The sequence below is a fragment of the Bacillus sp. FSL W8-0848 genome, assembly GCF_038007805.1.
Classification (GTDB): Bacteria; Bacillota; Bacilli; order Bacillales; family Bacillaceae; genus Bacillus; species Bacillus glycinifermentans.
In genome coordinates this window covers 538,728-555,171 of record NZ_JBBOYB010000001.1, presented here as the reverse complement: position 1 = coordinate 555,171, position 16,444 = coordinate 538,728, and the positions used below count along the sequence as shown (strand labels likewise).

Here is a 16,444-nt window from a genome sequence, read left to right as displayed (position 1 = left end):
GGAACAGAGGTGATGTTTTCAATGCTAAAACAGCCTTCGCAAGCTTTTCTTTAACGGAGGCAAATCGAGTTCTTGCTTCTCAAAGAATTTTTTCATCATATATTTGCTGAAGTTTGCCGCCTGCGTGTAAGAGATTTTTCCCGGCAGCGGCGGTTCGTCTTCGATGGCCACATCGATGACGGCCGGTTTTTGCGACGCAAATGCGTTTTTCAGCGCAGGAATGAGCTCTTCGTGTTTTTTCACGCTGAAGCCTTTTCCTCCGCACGCTTCCGCAAATGCAGCATAATCGACATTTTCAAGCTTTGTGGCGTATTCAATATGGCCTTTTTCCTGCTGTTCATATTGAATCATGCCCAAGTTTTGATTATTTAAGATAACGACGACAATCGGGAGACCGTATTTGACAGCGGTCGGAAAATCGTGCATAGACATGCTGAAGCCGCCGTCTCCGCACACGGCCACCACCTGGCGTTCGGGATATGACAGCTTGGCGGCAATTGCTCCAGGCAGACCGCAGCCCATCGTACCGAGCCAGCTTGAAATGATAAAATCCTGATTGGTCATGTCAAAATGGCGGGCCATCCATACTGTTACATTTCCGACGTCAACAGACAAAACTGCATCGTCCGCAGCCGCATCCTGAAGCCTTGCGATCACTTGCTGCGGCTTGAGCGGGGAAGTCGCCCGCTGTTCGTCCTTTTCAACATGGTACCGCCACTTTTTCATATGATCCGTACAGCTCTCCAAAAACGAACGGTTTGCTTTCCGTTCAATGGTCTTTGTCAGCTCTGCCAAGCCTGTTTTAGCGTCGCAGACGAGCCCTGCGGTGACCGGATAGCGCTTCCCGATTTTCACAGAATCGTTATCAAGCTGAATCGCAGGCGTATCTTCCGGCAGGTACTCCCGGTAAGGAAACGACGTCGCAAGCATGATCAACAAATCGCATTCTTCATTGCCTCATAAGCGGGCTTTGTGCCGATATGACCGAGATTTCCGAGAACATGAGGATGGCGGTCGGGAACGGCGCCTTTCGCCGGAAGCGTAATAACGATCGGCGCTGCCGCTTTATCGGCAAATTCCAAAAGCTCCTCCTTCGCCGTTTTCATTCCTCTTCCCGCCAAAATCACGGGTTTTTTCGCTTCGTTGATCAGTTGGGCGCACTGCAAAAGCTGGCTTTTTTTCGGATGCAGCCCGCCTTCGATATAAAGCGCCGACGTATAGGCCGGCTTCCGCTTGATTTTTTCCGCAAACAGGTCGTCCGATACGGTGAGGACGGCGACCCCTTTTTGGCTGTAAGCTGCCCGGAGCGCCTGATTTAAAAGGTCGGGGAGCGCCTCGGCCGAATGCACCTGCTGATTAAAAACGGACACATCCTCAAACATTCTTTCGAGACCGATTTCCTGGAACGCATCCCTGCCGATTTGGCTTGAAGCTACCTGTCCCGCAATGGCGAGCACAGGAACGCCGTCGGCTTTTGCATCATACAGCCCGTTGAGCAGATGAACGGCTCCCGGACCTGCAATTGAAAGGCAGACGCCGATTTTGCCCGTCAATTTTGCTTGAGCGGATGCGGCAAGGGCTGCTGTTTCCTCGTGGCGCACCTGAATAAAGCGGAGGCTGTTTCGCTCATGACGCAATTCGTTGATGAATTCGTTGATGCTGTCTCCGGCATGCCGTAAATATGATCGATATTCCATTCTTCCAGCAGTTCTGCTGCTATTTTTCCTGCGGTTTTGTTTGCCATGTCACGTCCCCCTTTTTCTGTCTGGTTACCACCTCCCTTTTCCGTTCAAACGTTCTGCGGCATATTGCAGGCAAAAAAAGCTTGCAGAGACTCAGGCTCTGCAAGCTTTTTACTTTTTAAAATGGTATGGGAGCGTGGCGATGACAATGTCTTTTTTCCACAGCAGCCTCAAGCGCAGCAAAAATGCTGACTGATTGTGAAGAATGTTGTGCCAGCTTTTTTTCGGAATGAACTGCGGAACGAGAACCATGACGGAATAGTTGTAGCTCGCCGCTTTCGCTTCCACGGTTTCCAGGAATTTTTCCAAAGGATGAATTAAGCTTCGGTATGAGGAGTATAGAGTAACGAGTCTGACGCCGTTTTGCAGCTCCTCCCATTTTTTCTCAATCTTTTTCTCTTCTTCTTTATCAAACGATACGTGAACCGCGATGACCTGGTCTGACAACGTTTTGGCGTATTGGATCGACTTTTCGACGACGTGGGTCACGCCGGCGACAGGCACGATGACGACGTTCCCTTCGATCGGCTCCAAAGGCTTGCCTGTCATTCTAAGCTGTTCGCCGACGGCATCATAGTGCCTTTTGACCGCATAGAATATCCAGATGACGATCGGCATGAAGACAACGATCGGCCATACAACCTGAAACTTCGTGATAAACAGAATGAGCAAAACAACTGCAGAGATCGCCGTACCTGTTGCATTAATGATCATTTTCAATACCCAGCCTTCCGGCTTTTGTCTGATCCATTTCAAGCACATACCCGTTTGAGAAAGCGTAAACGGGATGAACACGCCGACCGCGTATAACGGAATTAAATGTTCTGTCTGTCCGTTAAACAAAAGAATCAGCAAAATCGAAGCAAAGCCGAGAAAGATGATTCCGTTTGAATAGCCTAAGCGGTCTCCTCTAACCGTAAACATTCTCGGCATGTATTTATCCCGGGCCAGGTTAAACGCAAGCTGCGGGAAGGCTGAAAATCCGGTGTTGGCAGCCAATACTAAAATCATCGATGTCGTTCCCTGAATGAAATAGTATAGGAATGAACGCCCGAACGTTTCCGATGCGATCTGGGATACGACCGTTTCTTCGCTTTTCGGCATGATGCCGTAGCCGAAGGCGAGCACCGTAATTCCCGAAAACAGAACGGCAAGCAGGATTCCCATCATCAAAAGCGTGTTCGCGGCATTTTTCGGCGCCGGATCCCTGAAAGCCGGGATCGCGTTTGAGATCGCCTCAACCCCGGTCAAAGCTGAACAGCCTGATGAAAAAGCCTTGAGCAGCAAAAACAGGGACAGTCCGGCGACAGGCGTCCCGATTGCCGCATGCTCCGCCGGTTCAATTTGTCCGGTCATCAATTTAAAAATGCCCGCTCCGATAAGAATCAAGAGAGCCGCGACAAACAAGTAAACCGGATAGGCCAAAATCGAGGCCGATTCCGTTAATCCGCGCAAATTTAATATCATGATGAATAGAACAAGGACGACCGCAATGATCAGGTGGTACGGATGCAAAGACGGAATCGCCGATGTGATGGCATCTGTTCCCGCCGACACGCTGACTGCTACCGTCAGAATGTAATCGACGAGCAGTGACCCGCCTGCGACAAGCCCCGGATTTACTCCAAGGTTTTCCCTTGAAACGACATACGCCCCTCCACCATGCGGATAAGAAAATATGATCTGCCGGTAGGAAAGGATCAAAGCCGTCAAAAGAATCAAGACGCCCACCGCTATCGGCAATGAATACCATAATGCAGCAGTGCTGACGGCAGCCAAAACGATCAAAATTTGCTCTGTACCGTAAGCGACAGAAGACAAGGCATCAGATGACAATAAAGCAAGAGCCTTCGTCTTTGTGATCTTTTGTCCTGTCAGTTCTTTTGATTTCAATGGTTTACCGATTAAAAAGCGCTTTATTGTACTGTACATGATTTTGACTTCTCCTTTTTGCTGTTAATTTCCATATTTTTTCCGCACAAAAAAGCACAGAGGCAAACAGCCCCTGCGGAATCGGATTTTATTCCCAGGTGATTTCCCTCTCTCCTAACGCTTACGAGGTTAGCTGACGGATTCGGGCTCATGAGAGTTTGCCCTACCTTAAAAGGATTCACCCCACAAGGCAATAATATGCCTCAAAATGGTTCCCCCGCTCTGATTCAGATTAAGCGATTTTAATTATTCGTTTTATAGAGAGATCATACTCCCGTTTATGTCTGTTGTAAATACTTTTTTAGCATAAAAAAGCGTTTCTTTTGACCGGATTTTACGACATGGTTTCAAGCTTTGATTGATCGTCCTCTTTTTTCAAACTCGGGCTCGGTCTTCGCCGCCCGCTACTTGATAGGTCCAGCATCAATGTCGATCTTTTAAAGGGTTGCCGCAAAACTCAAGTAAGACCGCAAGCCCGGGGATAAAAGTCTCCTGCAGCATATCGACTATTTTTTAACCGTTCTTTGTTTTTTGGTTGTCAGCGTATATTTTTTGATCATCATTCTTGACTAGTATAATAAAAACCTGCCGATTGGCAGGTTTTTGAAGTTATTGGTCAAGTTTCAGCTTCTTGAGCTGTTCGGCGAGCGCGTTGTTGATCGGTTCATCTTTGTTTTGTTTTTTCATGTAGGCATGTACGTCGCGTTTTGACGCTTTTGAGTTTTTGTCGTTTGCTCTGCGTTTTTCAAAAACGGACAGCTTCTCGCGGTGGCCGCAGACGCAGGCGAAGGTTTGGCCCTCCCCGTGGCCGCGCAGCTCCATGCGCTTGTGGCAGACTGGGCAGCGGGCGTTCGTCTGTTTGGCGACCGTTTTCCGGTGGCCGCATTCCCTGTCCTGGCAGACAAGCATCGTACCGCGCTTTCCGTTGACTTTCAGCATCAGCTTGCCGCAGTCCGGACAGTGTGTGCCCGTGATATTGTCGTGCTTGAATGTTTGATTGCTGCTTTTGATTTCCTTGATCGTCTGCTTTGTGTATTCTTTCATTTCCTTGATGAAAGCGGAAGACTTTAGCTTGCCTTTTGCGATTCCTGACAGCTTCTGCTCCCATTCGGCGGTCAGCGCCGGAGATTTTAAGTCTGACGGGACAAGCTCAAGAAGCTGTTTGCCTTTTGAGGTAATGAAAATCTCTTTTCCCTTTTTCTCGATCAAAAACGTATTGAACAGCTTTTCAATAATGTCGGCGCGGGTTGCGACCGTTCCGAGGCCGCCCGTCTCACCAAGGGTTTTGACGAGGTTTTTTTCCTCACCCTGCATAAATGCAGCAGGGTTTTCCATCGCGGACAATAGCGTTCCTTCATTGAAGCGGGCCGGCGGTTTCGTTTCCCCCTTTGTCTCCGTCAATGAGCGGACGGAGAGCGCATCGCCCTTTGCGAGCTTTGGAAGGGTCTGGTCCTTTTCTTCCTCATCATCGTCTTCATCAAAATAGTCATAGACGGCTTTCCAGCCTTGGGACTGAACGGTTTTCCCTTTTGCGGTAAACGTTTCGCCTCCGATTTCGGCAATGACCTTTGTTTCTTCATATTCAAACGGCGGCATCAGTACCGCGAGAAAACGCTTCGCGATCAGGTCGTACAGCTTTCTCTCTTTATCGCTTAAAGCGCCGAGCGCAAGCGGCTCTTCCGTCGGAATGATCGCGTGGTGATCCGATACCTTTGCATCGTTGACAAAGCTTTTGTTCGCTTTTATGCCGCGCTGCAAAATCCGGGTGACATGCTGGGCGTACGGCTTGACCTGCATCCCTTCCAGGCGGTCTTTTAACGTCGGGACGATGTCTTGCGAAAGAAATCTTGAATCCGTCCGCGGATACGTGACCAGCTTGTGCTGTTCGTAAAGCTTTTGCAGGACGGACAGCGTTTCCTTCGCGGAAAAGCCGAAGCGTTTGTGGGCATCCCTTTGCAGCTCTGTTAAATCATAAAGGCCCGGTGCAAAGCTCTTTTTCGCCGTTTTTTTCAGATCGGCGATCACGGCTTGTTTGCCTCGGAGAGCTCGTGCAAGCTGCGATGTAACAGATGCGTTGAATGTCCGGCTCTGCTTCGTTTTTTTGTCCTGCCAAGACAGCGTCATGCCGTCAACAGCGGCGCGCAGGCCGTAGTAAGGAACCGGCTTAAAGTTTTTGATGTCTTCCTCTCGTTTGGCGATCATCGCCAATGTCGGCGTCTGCACGCGGCCGCAGGAAAGCTGTGCGTTGAATTTCGTCGTCAGCGCCCTTGTCGCGTTAATGCCGACGATCCAGTCCGCTTCCGCGCGCGCCACCGCAGAATGGTAGAGGTTTTCAAATTCTTTGCCGTTCTTTAAGTTTTTAAATCCGTCTTTAATCGCTTTATCTGTGACGGATGAAATCCATAAGCGTTTCAAAGGTTTCGTGACCTTTGCCTTGTCGATGATCCAGCGGGCGACAAGCTCGCCTTCACGTCCGGCGTCTGTAGCAATCACGATATCTTTGACATCTTTTCTGACAAGCTGCGATTTGACCGCCTGGAATTGCTTTCCCGTCTTTTTAATGACGACGAGCTTTAAAGGCTCAGGGATGATCGGCAGGTCTTCAAGGCGCCATGATTGATACTCTTTTCCATAGCCTTCCGGATCCGCCAATGTGACCAAATGGCCGAGCGCCCATGTCACGATATAGCGGTCTCCTTCAAGGTATCCGTTTCCTTTTTTATGACACTTCAGGACGCGGGCCAAATCCCGGCCGACTGAAGGTTTTTCTGCTAAAACGACTGTTTTTGCCAAGTCCATCACTTCACTTTCTTATTCATCCATCCTTTTATTATAACAGATGACAAGGGTTCGTCTCTAACGTTCGAAATCCTTCGTTTTGATTTCTGAAAAAATGACATGCGTTACAGTCTGGGCATAAGGCGATGTTCGATTGATAAACGCTTCAACCTCTTCAAGATTTTCGGCGTTTATTTTCAGCATATAGCATGCCGCCCCTGCGATCCGGTAGCAAAATTCGATATTCGGAAGGCGTTCAATATACGCTTTAAACCTTTCGTATTCCCCGTTTTTTACTGTCGCCTCAATGATGCAGGAGACGGGGAGGCCGATTTTCTGATAATCGATGTCCAATGTGTATTGCTTAATGACGCCGAACGCTTCAAGCCGCCTCACCCTCTCGGTCACAGACGGAGCGGAGAGATTGATCTTGCGGCCGAGTTCTCTCATCGACAAACGGCTGTCTTTCTTTAATTCTTCTATGATTTTAAAATCGAGCTCATCTAAATTCATTTGCAACGAACTGCTCCTTTTTTCGTTTCGTTTTTTAAATATTTATAGATCTATCTTTACAAATGAAATTCCTATTTTCGCATCATTTAGATACTATTATGGAGAGGTGATCAGAATATGACAAGAATTAACCCTTCTGCAAAAGGAGAGACTCCGTTTCAGCGGCTGCTCGGGCATTCCGATTCCATTCTGTCAGCATGGACGGCTTTGGCAGACGAGCTTGCCGGGGACGGTTTGTTATCAAAAGAGCTGAAGGAGCAGGTGCGCAGAGTGCTTGCCCAGGGGAACGGCTGCGAATATTGCAAAGCGAAAGGAAAACCCGAGGCTTCAAATCTTGAAAAAACAAGTCTTGCGATGGGCTTTGCAGAAGTATTTCTATCAGAGAGGGACCGGGTCGGAGACAGCCAGTTTAAGGTGTTGAAAGAGATGTTTTCCGACGAAGAGATCTCAGAGCTTATAGCATTTATCTGCTTTACGACGGCACAGCAATATTTCGGGGCCTTAATGAAAATTCCGGCCGAAAAATAAACGTCTGCCTGTTCTATTTGTCCTTTTTTGGTCTATATTATAGAGGTAAAGATTGGACAAAAGGAGGTATTTCATGCTGCAAACGCCGATTGGCCGCCTTCGAGCGATGGGGTTTATCGAGGGCATGTCACTGCTTTTCCTGCTTTTTGTCGCTATGCCTCTGAAATATTGGGCGGGCTACCCGATGGCCGTCACGATTGCAGGCTCGCTTCACGGCGGATTTTTCATCCTTTATCTCATGGTCCTGTTGTATGCGACATTTGCCGTGAAGTGGTCGCTGAAATGGCCTGCCGCTGGTCTTGTCGCCGCATTTGTTCCGTTCGGGAACTTTCTGTACGACCGGGGCCTAAAAACGTATGATCAAAAATAAGATCCGCCGTATTATTCGGCGGATCACTCGTCAAGAAATTGCTGCAGGGCTTCTTTATTTTTTTCAAGATCCAAATCCAATACCGCGCCGTATGTCGGGACCGTTTTATTCGTAAACGACCCGTCAACAGGCAGCCTAAAGCTTTTCGTTTCCTTTGTGTCTCCCAACAAGAAATCTTTACCGACTGAAAAGATGACGCCGTTTGGAAGGTTTGTTTCAACATACGGGTCGACAAGGCCCAAGATCTTCGGTAGCCGCGCGATATTTCCGATATTCACCGCTTCTTTTTCCAGTTTTCCAAAGACTTCCTGCTGTCTTCTCACCCGTCCAAAATCGCTCTCCCTGTCATGCCTGAAACGGACATATCCGAGCAGTTTGTCGCCGTGCAGAACCTGCTTGCCGGGCTCCAGTGTCATGCCGATTCCGTATGACATCTTTTTCGGTACATTGACTTCAATGCCGTCAGGGGCCACCGCATCGACAATTTTGGCAAACCCTTTAAAATCGAGGACGGCGTAGTAGTTGATATTCAACCCGAAGTTTTCCTTAAGTGTTTTGCGGACAAGCTCAGGGCCGCCGAATGCATATGCTGCATTGATCTTTTGCTTGGGATGCCCCGGTATATCGACATAGCTGTCCCTCATGATCGAGATCAATTTAGGCTGTTTTTGTTTTTTATCATAATGAATGACCATCATCGAATCCGATCTTGAATGCTCTTCCCCTCTGGAATCGATTCCGAGCACGAGAACGTTCACTTCGTCCAAATCCGAGCCTTCACCGTTGAACTCGAACTGACCGTCATTTTTAAAGCTTCCGTCAGACTCTGCTAAACCTTGTTGGTATTCGTAGATGCTGTATCCCGTAACAGCAATGATAAGCAGCACAATGAACAGCAGCAGCCGTTTGATGATTTTCCGCCGTTTTTTCTTCTTCTTTTTTACCCTTACTCTTACTCTTTTCACATTATCCACTTTTATCACCGCCACAAATAGACTACCACAGGATGATCCAGCCGACAATTAATAAAAGAAAGCTGAAAGAGCATATTACATCCGAAATATTATTCTCTATACTTATTCATCTTACAAAACGAAATATTATGATGTGTTTTTCAATCATTTCGTTACATAACACCTACATCCATTTGGTCATCCATGCGATATAGTAAGATGCAGGTATAAACAAAAGCTGTGCGAGAACCGTTCCGGTTACCCTGGATACCGCCATTGTGACAGAGGCCCATTTCAAATAAACATAGCTCCGTTTCCCTTTGGCCACATCATCGGCCAGCACCGAAACCTTCGGATCGACAAACAGCGCAAGGAGTATCGTCGCCACTCCGTTGACAAGACCTGATGCCATCACAGCCGTTGTATGCCTTTCAGGAACGAGAACCCCGGCATAAAGAGCAGCGAGGACTCCGATCGTATAAATCGCAGTAATGACCATATTTAACACAAACAGCCGTTTCGGAATATAGCGGAGCTGAAAGCCTTTCATATAATGGACGGACGGTTTTTTCACGTATTGCCTGATGTTTTTCAGGCTCCTTTTCGTCAGACCTTTCCGAAACATGTGCAGAACGGAGCCGTTTTCCCCTGCCAAATGAACGATCGCCCTCGAAAAAACGGCGACGAATGTCGGCAAGAGCAGCATGCCGCAGATGGTTCCGACCGTCGAGCCGAAGATTAAAAAACGAAACTGCTGCCCCACGAGCGAAAGCGCATGAGCGCCTGCAACATCGACGAGCTTTCCTGTGACAGGCTGCTGAACCATGTTGGACATTCTCGAAACGATCACCATTACGTTAAACAGGGACAGAGCCGAGGCGATAAACCCGACCCTTGCCCCGGACAGCCGTGCCGCATAGGCCAATGTCTCGATCGAGTGAATCAGCAGCAAAAAAAAGAAAATCAAAAGCACTTTAGAAGTCAAAAAATCCATGTACGATTCCTCCAGTCTACAAGTAAGACTGTCTATCGGAGAAAAATGTTTCGCCAATTTAAAAACCGCTTCAGCAAAAGCCGAAGCGGTTCCCATTCGTTTTATTTTTTGAGCAAATAATATATCTATCATCATAAGATGACATTAGCATCTATCGTTCCGTTTGAAAGTAAACACCATGGAATTTCTGAAACCAAGACAACGAAAGCCCTACCTCTCAATCGTCCTTGCGGCTCCGAAGCCGCGCCAGTGTGAATTGTGAAACAAAAAGTCTTTTTTCCCTCTATCCTGTTAGGGGCGGTCAGAGGAAGAAAAACAAGCATCTTCTAAGAAAGAAAAAAGAAGTTTACTTTCCTTTTATTTGCTCCTTAGGCGCTGTCCTGTATTATACTACAGTTCCTCTCATTTGACAAACTGTTCGATACAGAGATTACAGATCAAGCGTTACGGGCGTGCTTTCCCCTTCATTCATGAGCCTGATTTCTGAAGGATGAATTTCGAGAACGGATAAGTTCGGATCGTCTTTTCCTTCAAACCAGCGGCTGAGCCGTTCATTCCACATTTGACCTTTCAATTCTTTCGAGCCGTTCAGCTTCGCCGTCCCTTCGATTTCAAGATAGGCATCGCCAAAGCCTTCTCCGTCATAGCCGAGCAGCACGTGGACATTCGGATTGTTTTCGATTTCCTCGGCTTTATGCGTCTCAACGCTTGTCGGGGTATAAAGCGTCGGCCCGTCGTGGAAAAAGGTCATATAGCGGGAATGGGGCTTGCCGCCTTCTACCGTTGCCAGCGATCCGACTTTGTGATGGTCGAGAATATCCAGCACCTTTTGTTTGATTTGTTCCTGATCCATGTCAGGATCCCTCCTTTTTATCATATCCATTGTTACTTTTCCACATCGTCTTGTATATTAAACAATCGACTGAGCCTGATGGACGGGACATCCCGATTACATAATACGGGCTATATATTTATCGCAGAGTGTTCCGAAACCGTTGATACCGGAGAAACGCTCTTTCGGGTAAAGGCACCCGAATGTACGGCGAAGCGGCCCCGAAGTTTGCGCGACTCGGACGTGTCACCGGAAAAACACGAAAGCTTGAACGGTTTTTTTCAGACGGAAAGTGCATCCAGCGATTCATTATAAAATCACGGAAAATAAATATTCCTTCGGCTTTATTTTGCCGACGGCACCTGCCGTATTCAGCCGTGAAGAAAAAAGCGAATGAGAGCATCTCCCATTCGCTAAATTCTTGGATCTGTAAAAACATCGTGTTCGTCTGTGCTCGTTGATGAAAACTCAGCAATAACCGCGCCATCCTTTCCGGCTTTGAACCAATGCTTTGTATTCGGCAGAATGGTATATTGCTCTCCGGGCGAGAGCCGGATTTCATGCCAGACGGTGAAATATTCGATATCTTCGCGGGGCGGAAGAACGGAGGGAGCGCGTGTTGTTTCTCCTTCAACATATAGATAGACGCTCCCGTATCTGCATCTGAACGTTTCTTCTTTTCCCTTTTCCCCGTTTACGGGAGGATGGCGGTGTTCAGGGCACGTTTGTTCAGGAAACAAAACGAGCTCCTTGGCACAGTAGCGGTCCGTATTGACGTAGACGAAGAGCTGAAGCCCAAGCTCATTCAGCCTGTCTAAGCCGTAGTCCATGATCTGGATTCGCTCCTTCTCGTCCTCCGTCAGTACGATACCCGCTTTTTGATAATATTGATTGACCGCTTCCTTTGTTACCTTCAATCTCGCTTCCCCCTCTTATGTCGAAATGAAGTCTCCTCCGTTTACATGCAGGGTTTGCCCCGTCATATAAGAGGAATCGTCCGAAGCGAGGAGCACGTAGCAGCCGACATGATCGGCAGGCTGTCCCGGACGCCCCATCGGTGTATCCGTTCCGAATGATGCGACTTTCTCCGCTGAAAAGGTCGACGGGATAAGCGGCGTCCAAATCGGCCCCGGAGCCACCGCATTGACGCGGATGCCGTCTTTTACAAGCGCCATCGCCATTGACCGTGTAAAGGCATTGATCGCTCCTTTGGTCGCCGTATAGTCGATCAGCTGCGGGTTTCCGCGGTACGGATTGATCGATGTCGTATTGATGATCGCGCTCCCCGGCTCTAAGTAGTCAATTGCTTTTTTCGTAAAATGGAAATACGAATAGAAATTGGTTCGAAACGTCCGTTCGAGCTGCTCGGCGGAATCTTTAATGCTGTTTTTCGGATGCTGTTCAGCCGCATTGTTGACGAGGATGTCGAGCCTTCCCAATTCGTTCACCGTCCGTTCGACCGCATCGACGCAGAATGCCTCATCCCCGACATCACCGGGAAGAAGCAGGCATTTGACGCCTTCTTTTTCAACTCTTGCTTTCGTCTCCTGGGCATCCTCATGCTCATTCAAGTACACGATCGCAATGTCTGCTCCTTCTTTCGCATAAGCGACTGCGACAGCTCTTCCGATTCCGCTGTCGCCGCCCGTGATGAGCGCGACTTTCCCCTTAAGTTTATCCGTTCCGATATGGTTTTCATTTTCGTAGACAGGACGCGGATCCATCGCGCTTTCGATGCCGGGCTGGCGGTCCTGCGTTTGCGCCGGCTGCCCTTCTGTCTGCCGATTGCGTAAATCCATGATACATTCCTCCTTTTTGATGGTGCTACTACACAATTAACCGCGCGATGCTGTGAATAAACATGCGTATATGCCAAACAAAAAAACCCGGATCACTTGGTCCGGGCGTCTTCACCATTTTTTATCCTGAAGGAATGTGTGAAACAGAATGTTCAGCCTTCTGTAGAGCAGGTCGGCGTCACCTGTTTCATATGCGGCGAGGCTGTCGTCGCTCTCAATGATTGAGGAGCTGATCGAGCTTAAAAGCTCGGCTCCTTCAGGCGAAATATCAGCGGGTGCAAGCATGATGAGCATCCTTGTCATCTTGACGGTACTGCCGTCCATGCCCTTGATGTCATACGGCGCAGTTAAGTCGACGGCTTTGAAAACAGGAACGATTGCCGCCTCCGTTTTTAAATGAAACAAGGCGAACGATGTGCCGGGTATACCGAGGCCCCCCAGTGCTTCGCGCTTCAGAAGCCCCTCCGCCAAATCGCCGGCATCGGTGATCAAACCTTGATCTTTCAGGCGCGCGCACAGCCGTTTAACCGTCTGTTCATGGCTCTCCGCCGTCTCCAGCACGTCGACGGAAAAATGGCTTAGGATATGCTGGATCGCCGTCGCGTACTGATTGATTTTAGCGGCGGTTCGGAGCATATCCGGGAATGGCGCGGGCTCTTTTTGTTCGGCACGTTTTTTTTGAAGAATGAGCGGAATTTTCCGGGTGAGCTGGTGCTTGACGTGTTTGACGTCTTCTTCGTCAAGGAGCGGGCTGACGATGACGTAGTCGATCCCCTCGTACGGAATCGGCACGGTCGACACGATGATGTCATAAGCGCCGGCATCCTTCGTTTTCAGTTCCATCACCGAAGAGATGTCAAAGGATGCGATTTCAGGAAGCTCTTTTTTCAGCCTTGACGCAAGCATCTTTGATGAACCGATTCCGCTTGAACAAATGACGAGCGCATTGATGTGTATTTTTTCTTTGTTCATTTCAAGCGCAGAGCCGAAGTGGAGGACGATAAACGCAATCTCTTCATCCGGAAAATGCATTTCCGGAAAGAATCGTTCGACGCCTTCTTCGATGGCCATGAATAAAAGAAAATAGTCTTTTTTTATCTGCTCTTGTAAAGGGTTGTGAATCGTCATTTTTTCTTTGATCCGGACGATGGCCGGCTCAAGATGGGCGATCAGCCCTTCATAGAGCGATTGATTGTCATTTAGATTCAGACCTGTTTTTTGCGAGATGAAATCGATCAGCTTTTTCGTGCGCAAGGCGGTGTCAAGCTCAATGTCTTCCGCCCTGTAGTCTTTTTTATAGCTTCGGTTGGCGCTTCTGAGGTGCATCGTAATATAGCCGGCCTCTGCATCTGGTATCTTGACATGGAACGCTTCTTCGAGCGCTTCGGCAATCGCGAGGGCGAGCTCGAATTCTTTCGTGCTTTTCAGCTCCGCCAGTTCCTCTTCGTTCATATTGATGACTTCGCCAAGCTCGATTCGCTCGATTGCAAACGTCAAGTGAACGACGAGGGCGATGTACGCGCTGTCAGAAAGCGAGAGGCCGTGCTGTTCTTTTGCCCGGGACAGCACTTTTTCAGCCTTGAGCAATTTCCCCCTGCTGACGACTCCGAATATTTTTTCCGGCGTCTGGTTCTTGCCCTTAATATTCATTTCAACCGTCTCTAAAAATTGCTGTACATCGAGCTTGTCCGCTATTAAATTGCCGACGATTTTTCGCTTGGCATCTTCAGGTCCCCTCAGTTCAATCCCGTAGCCTCTCTTTCTGATCAAGGAAAGGCCGAACGGGGCAATCCATTTTTCCAGCTCATCGAGATCGTGGCTGATGGTCGCGGCGGTCACCTGCAAATCGCTGGCGATCGTATACAGCTTGATCGGCTCTCCTGCTTCAAGCATCGCGCACAAAATCAGGAGCTTTCGTTCATCAGAGCTGTATTCCACAAGGCTGTCATGTGAGAGGGCATTTAACAGCCTCTGTTTATCGCGGGAAGAGCCGACGAGCTTCAGGCCTTTGCCCGGCTGTTTATCAAGCTTGAGCCGATATTCTTCAATGACTGATTTAACCGCTTTCAGCTCGCGGTGGACGGTTCGTGTGCTGACCTCAATATAATCGGCGATGTCGCCGACCTTTACATAACGGTTTTGGTGTAACAGATATTTAATGAGTTTTTGTTCCCTTGCTGTCATGTACATAAAGCGCCGCCTCCGGTGATTATCGTTTTCGAAGTGCAAGTGGATCACGGGAATGCTGCCGGGGAGAATGACTACCTTATCATAAATTGCTTACATAAAATCTTCAATTCAAACTAATTAAATTTTTGATAACGGTAAATGGAAGCATCGGCGATGACGATGCTTCCAGATTAGGCTGTGTATTTTTCCATCTCTTGATGCAGGCCCGGCGTGTTCGCAACCCGTCACTATTTCTCCACATGCTTCAAGATCAGCGGCACCAATGGATCTTCCGCTGCAAGCCCGCACACTTCGCCGAGAACGCCCCTATAGCCTTTCTCACGAATCATGCTTTGGAGCCGGACTGCTTCCGGATCATCCGCGAAATCAAATTGCAGCGCCCGGGCGATTCCTTCGGCTAAATGAACCGGCTTCACATTCAGGCTGCTGAGCTTTCGGGCGGGGCGGATCAGACGGTCGTGTTCGCCGAGCTTGCGGAGCGGCGATCTTGCCACACGGGTGATGTCGTCTGATATAAACTCATTTTCAAAGCGGCCGATGATTTTTTTGATATAGCTCTGATGCTCTTCTTCCGAAAAGCCGTATGTTTGGATCAGATACTGCCCTGTTTCTTCGAGCGCCCTGGCCAGCGTCTCGCGGACTTCAGGATCGCAGACGGCGTCTCTGATCGTTTGAAAGCCTTTTTGATAACCGGCATATGCTGCGATGGCATGCCCGGTATTTACGGTAAACAGTTTTCTTTCAATGTAAGGAGCAAGGTCTGATACATACGTCACTCCTTCTATATCTGGCACTTCTCCGGCAAAAGCGGTTTTATCGACCACCCATTCAAAGAAAGGCTCGACAGACACTTTCAGCGGATCGTCGTGCTGCTGAACCGGCACGATCCGGTCTACCGCGGAGTTTGGAAATCCGACAAGCGTACTGAGCACCTTCTTCTCTTCTTCAGTTAAATAAGAGAAAACGGCTTCTTTTAAATGGTCGCTTCCGCCGATCATATTTTCACAGGCTACGATATTTAAAGGTTTTTTGTTTTTGCTGAGACGTCTTTTCAGCCCTTCTGCCACAGACCCGGCAATCAGTTTCAGCACTGAAGGCCCAACGGCTGTCGTCACAAGGTCGGCCTTGGCGATCCATTCGTATAATTCTTCAGGCTGTTTGCCGCTGTTGATTGCCTGTACTGGGCCGATCGTTTCCGTTTGCCTTGATAGATCGGCGAGCTCGACAGAATAGCGGCGTTTTTCGTTCAGTTCATTGATCACCGCTTCGTTCACATCTGCAAAAACGACGTCATACCCCGATTTTGTAAGCAGGGCCCCGATAAAGCCGCGGCCGATGTTACCTGCACCGAAATGCAAGGCGATCATAGCTGGTCACCTTCTTCAAAAACCGCTATCAGTTCAGCTTCGTCTTTCGCATTGATCAGTCGTTCGACGTTGTCGGCGTCAGAGCAGACGATCGCAATCTTTGAGAGAATGTCAAGGTGTTCATCGTTTTTCCCGGCAATGCCGAATACGACTTTCGCAATGTTTCCTTCACCGTATTCGACGCCATCAGGAATTTGAATGACCGAAATTCCGGAGTGGAGCACTTCCTGCTTCCCATCCTCCGTTCCGTGCGGAATGGCAATCGCGTTGCCCATATAAGTGGAGGATACTTCCTCTCTCGCAAACATTTTTTCTATATAATCAGCCGTGACATAGCCGTTTTCGACGAGAGCCTCCCCGGCAAGACGGATCGCGTCCTTTTGGGAAGCGGCAGATTGGTTTAAGCGAATGTTTTCTTTTGCAAGTACTGGTTTCATTAGGACATC

The 16,444-nt window shown here is 48.6% G+C and carries 13 protein-coding genes, 1 pseudogene and 1 riboswitch; of the genes and pseudogenes, 2 read left to right on the top strand and 12 right to left on the bottom strand.

All coding sequences use genetic code 11. The features are described 5' to 3' along the window. Nucleotides 1–24: 24 nt before the first annotated feature. The 4 genes and pseudogenes from NSQ39_RS02810 to NSQ39_RS02795 form a co-directional block, all read right to left on the bottom strand. Nucleotides 25–1,744, bottom strand: a pseudogene (locus tag NSQ39_RS02810) (pyruvate oxidase). Nucleotides 1,745–1,853: 109 nt separating this feature from the next. Beyond that, nucleotides 1,854–3,674 carry an APC family permease gene (locus tag NSQ39_RS02805; protein ID WP_046130244.1) on the bottom strand — a complete coding sequence of 607 codons (1,821 nt, stop codon included), beginning with the start codon at nt 3,672–3,674 and terminating at the stop codon, nt 1,854–1,856. 102 nt (nt 3,675–3,776) lie between these two features. After that, nucleotides 3,777–3,923, bottom strand: a riboswitch (cyclic di-AMP (ydaO/yuaA leader). 360 nt (nt 3,924–4,283) lie between these two features. After that, entirely contained in the window at nt 4,284–6,467 is a 2,184-nt protein-coding gene (locus NSQ39_RS02800) for a DNA topoisomerase III (RefSeq protein WP_175076961.1), read from the bottom strand. Nucleotides 6,468–6,530: 63 nt separating this feature from the next. Next, the gene (locus NSQ39_RS02795) at nt 6,531–6,965 is read right to left on the bottom strand and encodes an Lrp/AsnC family transcriptional regulator (protein WP_175076960.1); all 435 of its coding nucleotides are present in this window, start codon (nt 6,963–6,965) and stop codon (nt 6,531–6,533) included. A 117-nt stretch (nt 6,966–7,082) separates the two neighbouring features. Between NSQ39_RS02795 and NSQ39_RS02790 the strand changes: the two genes are divergently transcribed. Beyond that, nucleotides 7,083–7,493, top strand: coding sequence for a carboxymuconolactone decarboxylase family protein (locus tag NSQ39_RS02790; RefSeq protein WP_046130242.1), 411 nt, complete (start codon nt 7,083–7,085; stop codon nt 7,491–7,493). A gap of 73 nt (nt 7,494–7,566) precedes the next feature. Continuing rightward, complete coding sequence (locus tag NSQ39_RS02785) at nt 7,567–7,863, top strand: DUF3817 domain-containing protein (RefSeq protein WP_175076947.1); 297 nt, start codon at nt 7,567–7,569, stop codon at nt 7,861–7,863. A 23-nt stretch (nt 7,864–7,886) separates the two neighbouring features. Here NSQ39_RS02785 and NSQ39_RS02780 read toward each other — a convergent pair whose 3' ends face one another. The 8 genes from NSQ39_RS02780 to NSQ39_RS02745 form a co-directional block, all read right to left on the bottom strand. After that, the gene (locus NSQ39_RS02780; RefSeq protein WP_046130257.1) at nt 7,887–8,828 is read right to left on the bottom strand and encodes an LCP family protein; all 942 of its coding nucleotides are present in this window, start codon (nt 8,826–8,828) and stop codon (nt 7,887–7,889) included. A 172-nt stretch (nt 8,829–9,000) separates the two neighbouring features. Further along, the gene (locus NSQ39_RS02775; protein ID WP_341014126.1) at nt 9,001–9,810 is read right to left on the bottom strand and encodes a lipid II flippase Amj family protein; all 810 of its coding nucleotides are present in this window, start codon (nt 9,808–9,810) and stop codon (nt 9,001–9,003) included. Between the two features lie 430 nt (nt 9,811–10,240). Beyond that, nucleotides 10,241–10,663 carry a pyridoxamine 5'-phosphate oxidase family protein gene (locus NSQ39_RS02770; RefSeq protein ID WP_175076945.1) on the bottom strand — a complete coding sequence of 141 codons (423 nt, stop codon included), beginning with the start codon at nt 10,661–10,663 and terminating at the stop codon, nt 10,241–10,243. Between the two features lie 392 nt (nt 10,664–11,055). Beyond that, nucleotides 11,056–11,559, bottom strand: coding sequence for a D-lyxose/D-mannose family sugar isomerase (locus tag NSQ39_RS02765; protein ID WP_175076944.1), 504 nt, complete (start codon nt 11,557–11,559; stop codon nt 11,056–11,058). Nucleotides 11,560–11,574: 15 nt separating this feature from the next. Next, nucleotides 11,575–12,441, bottom strand: a complete 867-nt coding sequence (locus NSQ39_RS02760; protein WP_175076943.1) for an SDR family oxidoreductase — start codon at nt 12,439–12,441, stop codon at nt 11,575–11,577. 111 nt (nt 12,442–12,552) lie between these two features. After that, nucleotides 12,553–14,631, bottom strand: coding sequence for a BglG family transcription antiterminator (locus NSQ39_RS02755; protein ID WP_046130236.1), 2,079 nt, complete (start codon nt 14,629–14,631; stop codon nt 12,553–12,555). Between the two features lie 227 nt (nt 14,632–14,858). Then, complete coding sequence (locus tag NSQ39_RS02750) at nt 14,859–15,998, bottom strand: mannitol-1-phosphate 5-dehydrogenase (RefSeq protein ID WP_175076942.1); 1,140 nt, start codon at nt 15,996–15,998, stop codon at nt 14,859–14,861. Then, nucleotides 15,995–16,435: a PTS sugar transporter subunit IIA gene (locus NSQ39_RS02745; RefSeq protein WP_175076941.1), complete on the bottom strand. Its 441-nt coding sequence runs from the start codon at nt 16,433–16,435 to the stop codon at nt 15,995–15,997. The genes NSQ39_RS02750 and NSQ39_RS02745 overlap by 4 nt, the downstream gene beginning before the upstream one ends. Between the last annotated feature and the right edge of the window lie 9 nt (nt 16,436–16,444).

What these genes read in the sequence shown, in the direction of transcription:
- NSQ39_RS02805 (WP_046130244.1), bottom strand. Translation starts at nt 3,674, where the DNA reads ATGTACAGTACAATAAAGCGCTTTTTAATCGGTAAACCATTGAAATCA.
- NSQ39_RS02775 (WP_341014126.1), bottom strand. Translation starts at nt 9,810, where the DNA reads ATGGATTTTTTGACTTCTAAAGTGCTTTTGATTTTCTTTTTTTTGCTG.
- NSQ39_RS02755 (WP_046130236.1), bottom strand. Translation starts at nt 14,631, where the DNA reads ATGTACATGACAGCAAGGGAACAAAAACTCATTAAATATCTGTTACAC.
- NSQ39_RS02785 (WP_175076947.1), top strand. Translation starts at nt 7,567, where the DNA reads ATGCTGCAAACGCCGATTGGCCGCCTTCGAGCGATGGGGTTTATCGAG.
- NSQ39_RS02750 (WP_175076942.1), bottom strand. Translation starts at nt 15,998, where the DNA reads ATGATCGCCTTGCATTTCGGTGCAGGTAACATCGGCCGCGGCTTTATC.
- NSQ39_RS02745 (WP_175076941.1), bottom strand. Translation starts at nt 16,435, where the DNA reads ATGAAACCAGTACTTGCAAAAGAAAACATTCGCTTAAACCAATCTGCC.
- NSQ39_RS02790 (WP_046130242.1), top strand. Translation starts at nt 7,083, where the DNA reads ATGACAAGAATTAACCCTTCTGCAAAAGGAGAGACTCCGTTTCAGCGG.
- NSQ39_RS02795 (WP_175076960.1), bottom strand. Translation starts at nt 6,965, where the DNA reads ATGAATTTAGATGAGCTCGATTTTAAAATCATAGAAGAATTAAAGAAA.
- NSQ39_RS02770 (WP_175076945.1), bottom strand. Translation starts at nt 10,663, where the DNA reads ATGGATCAGGAACAAATCAAACAAAAGGTGCTGGATATTCTCGACCAT.
- NSQ39_RS02760 (WP_175076943.1), bottom strand. Translation starts at nt 12,441, where the DNA reads ATGGATTTACGCAATCGGCAGACAGAAGGGCAGCCGGCGCAAACGCAG.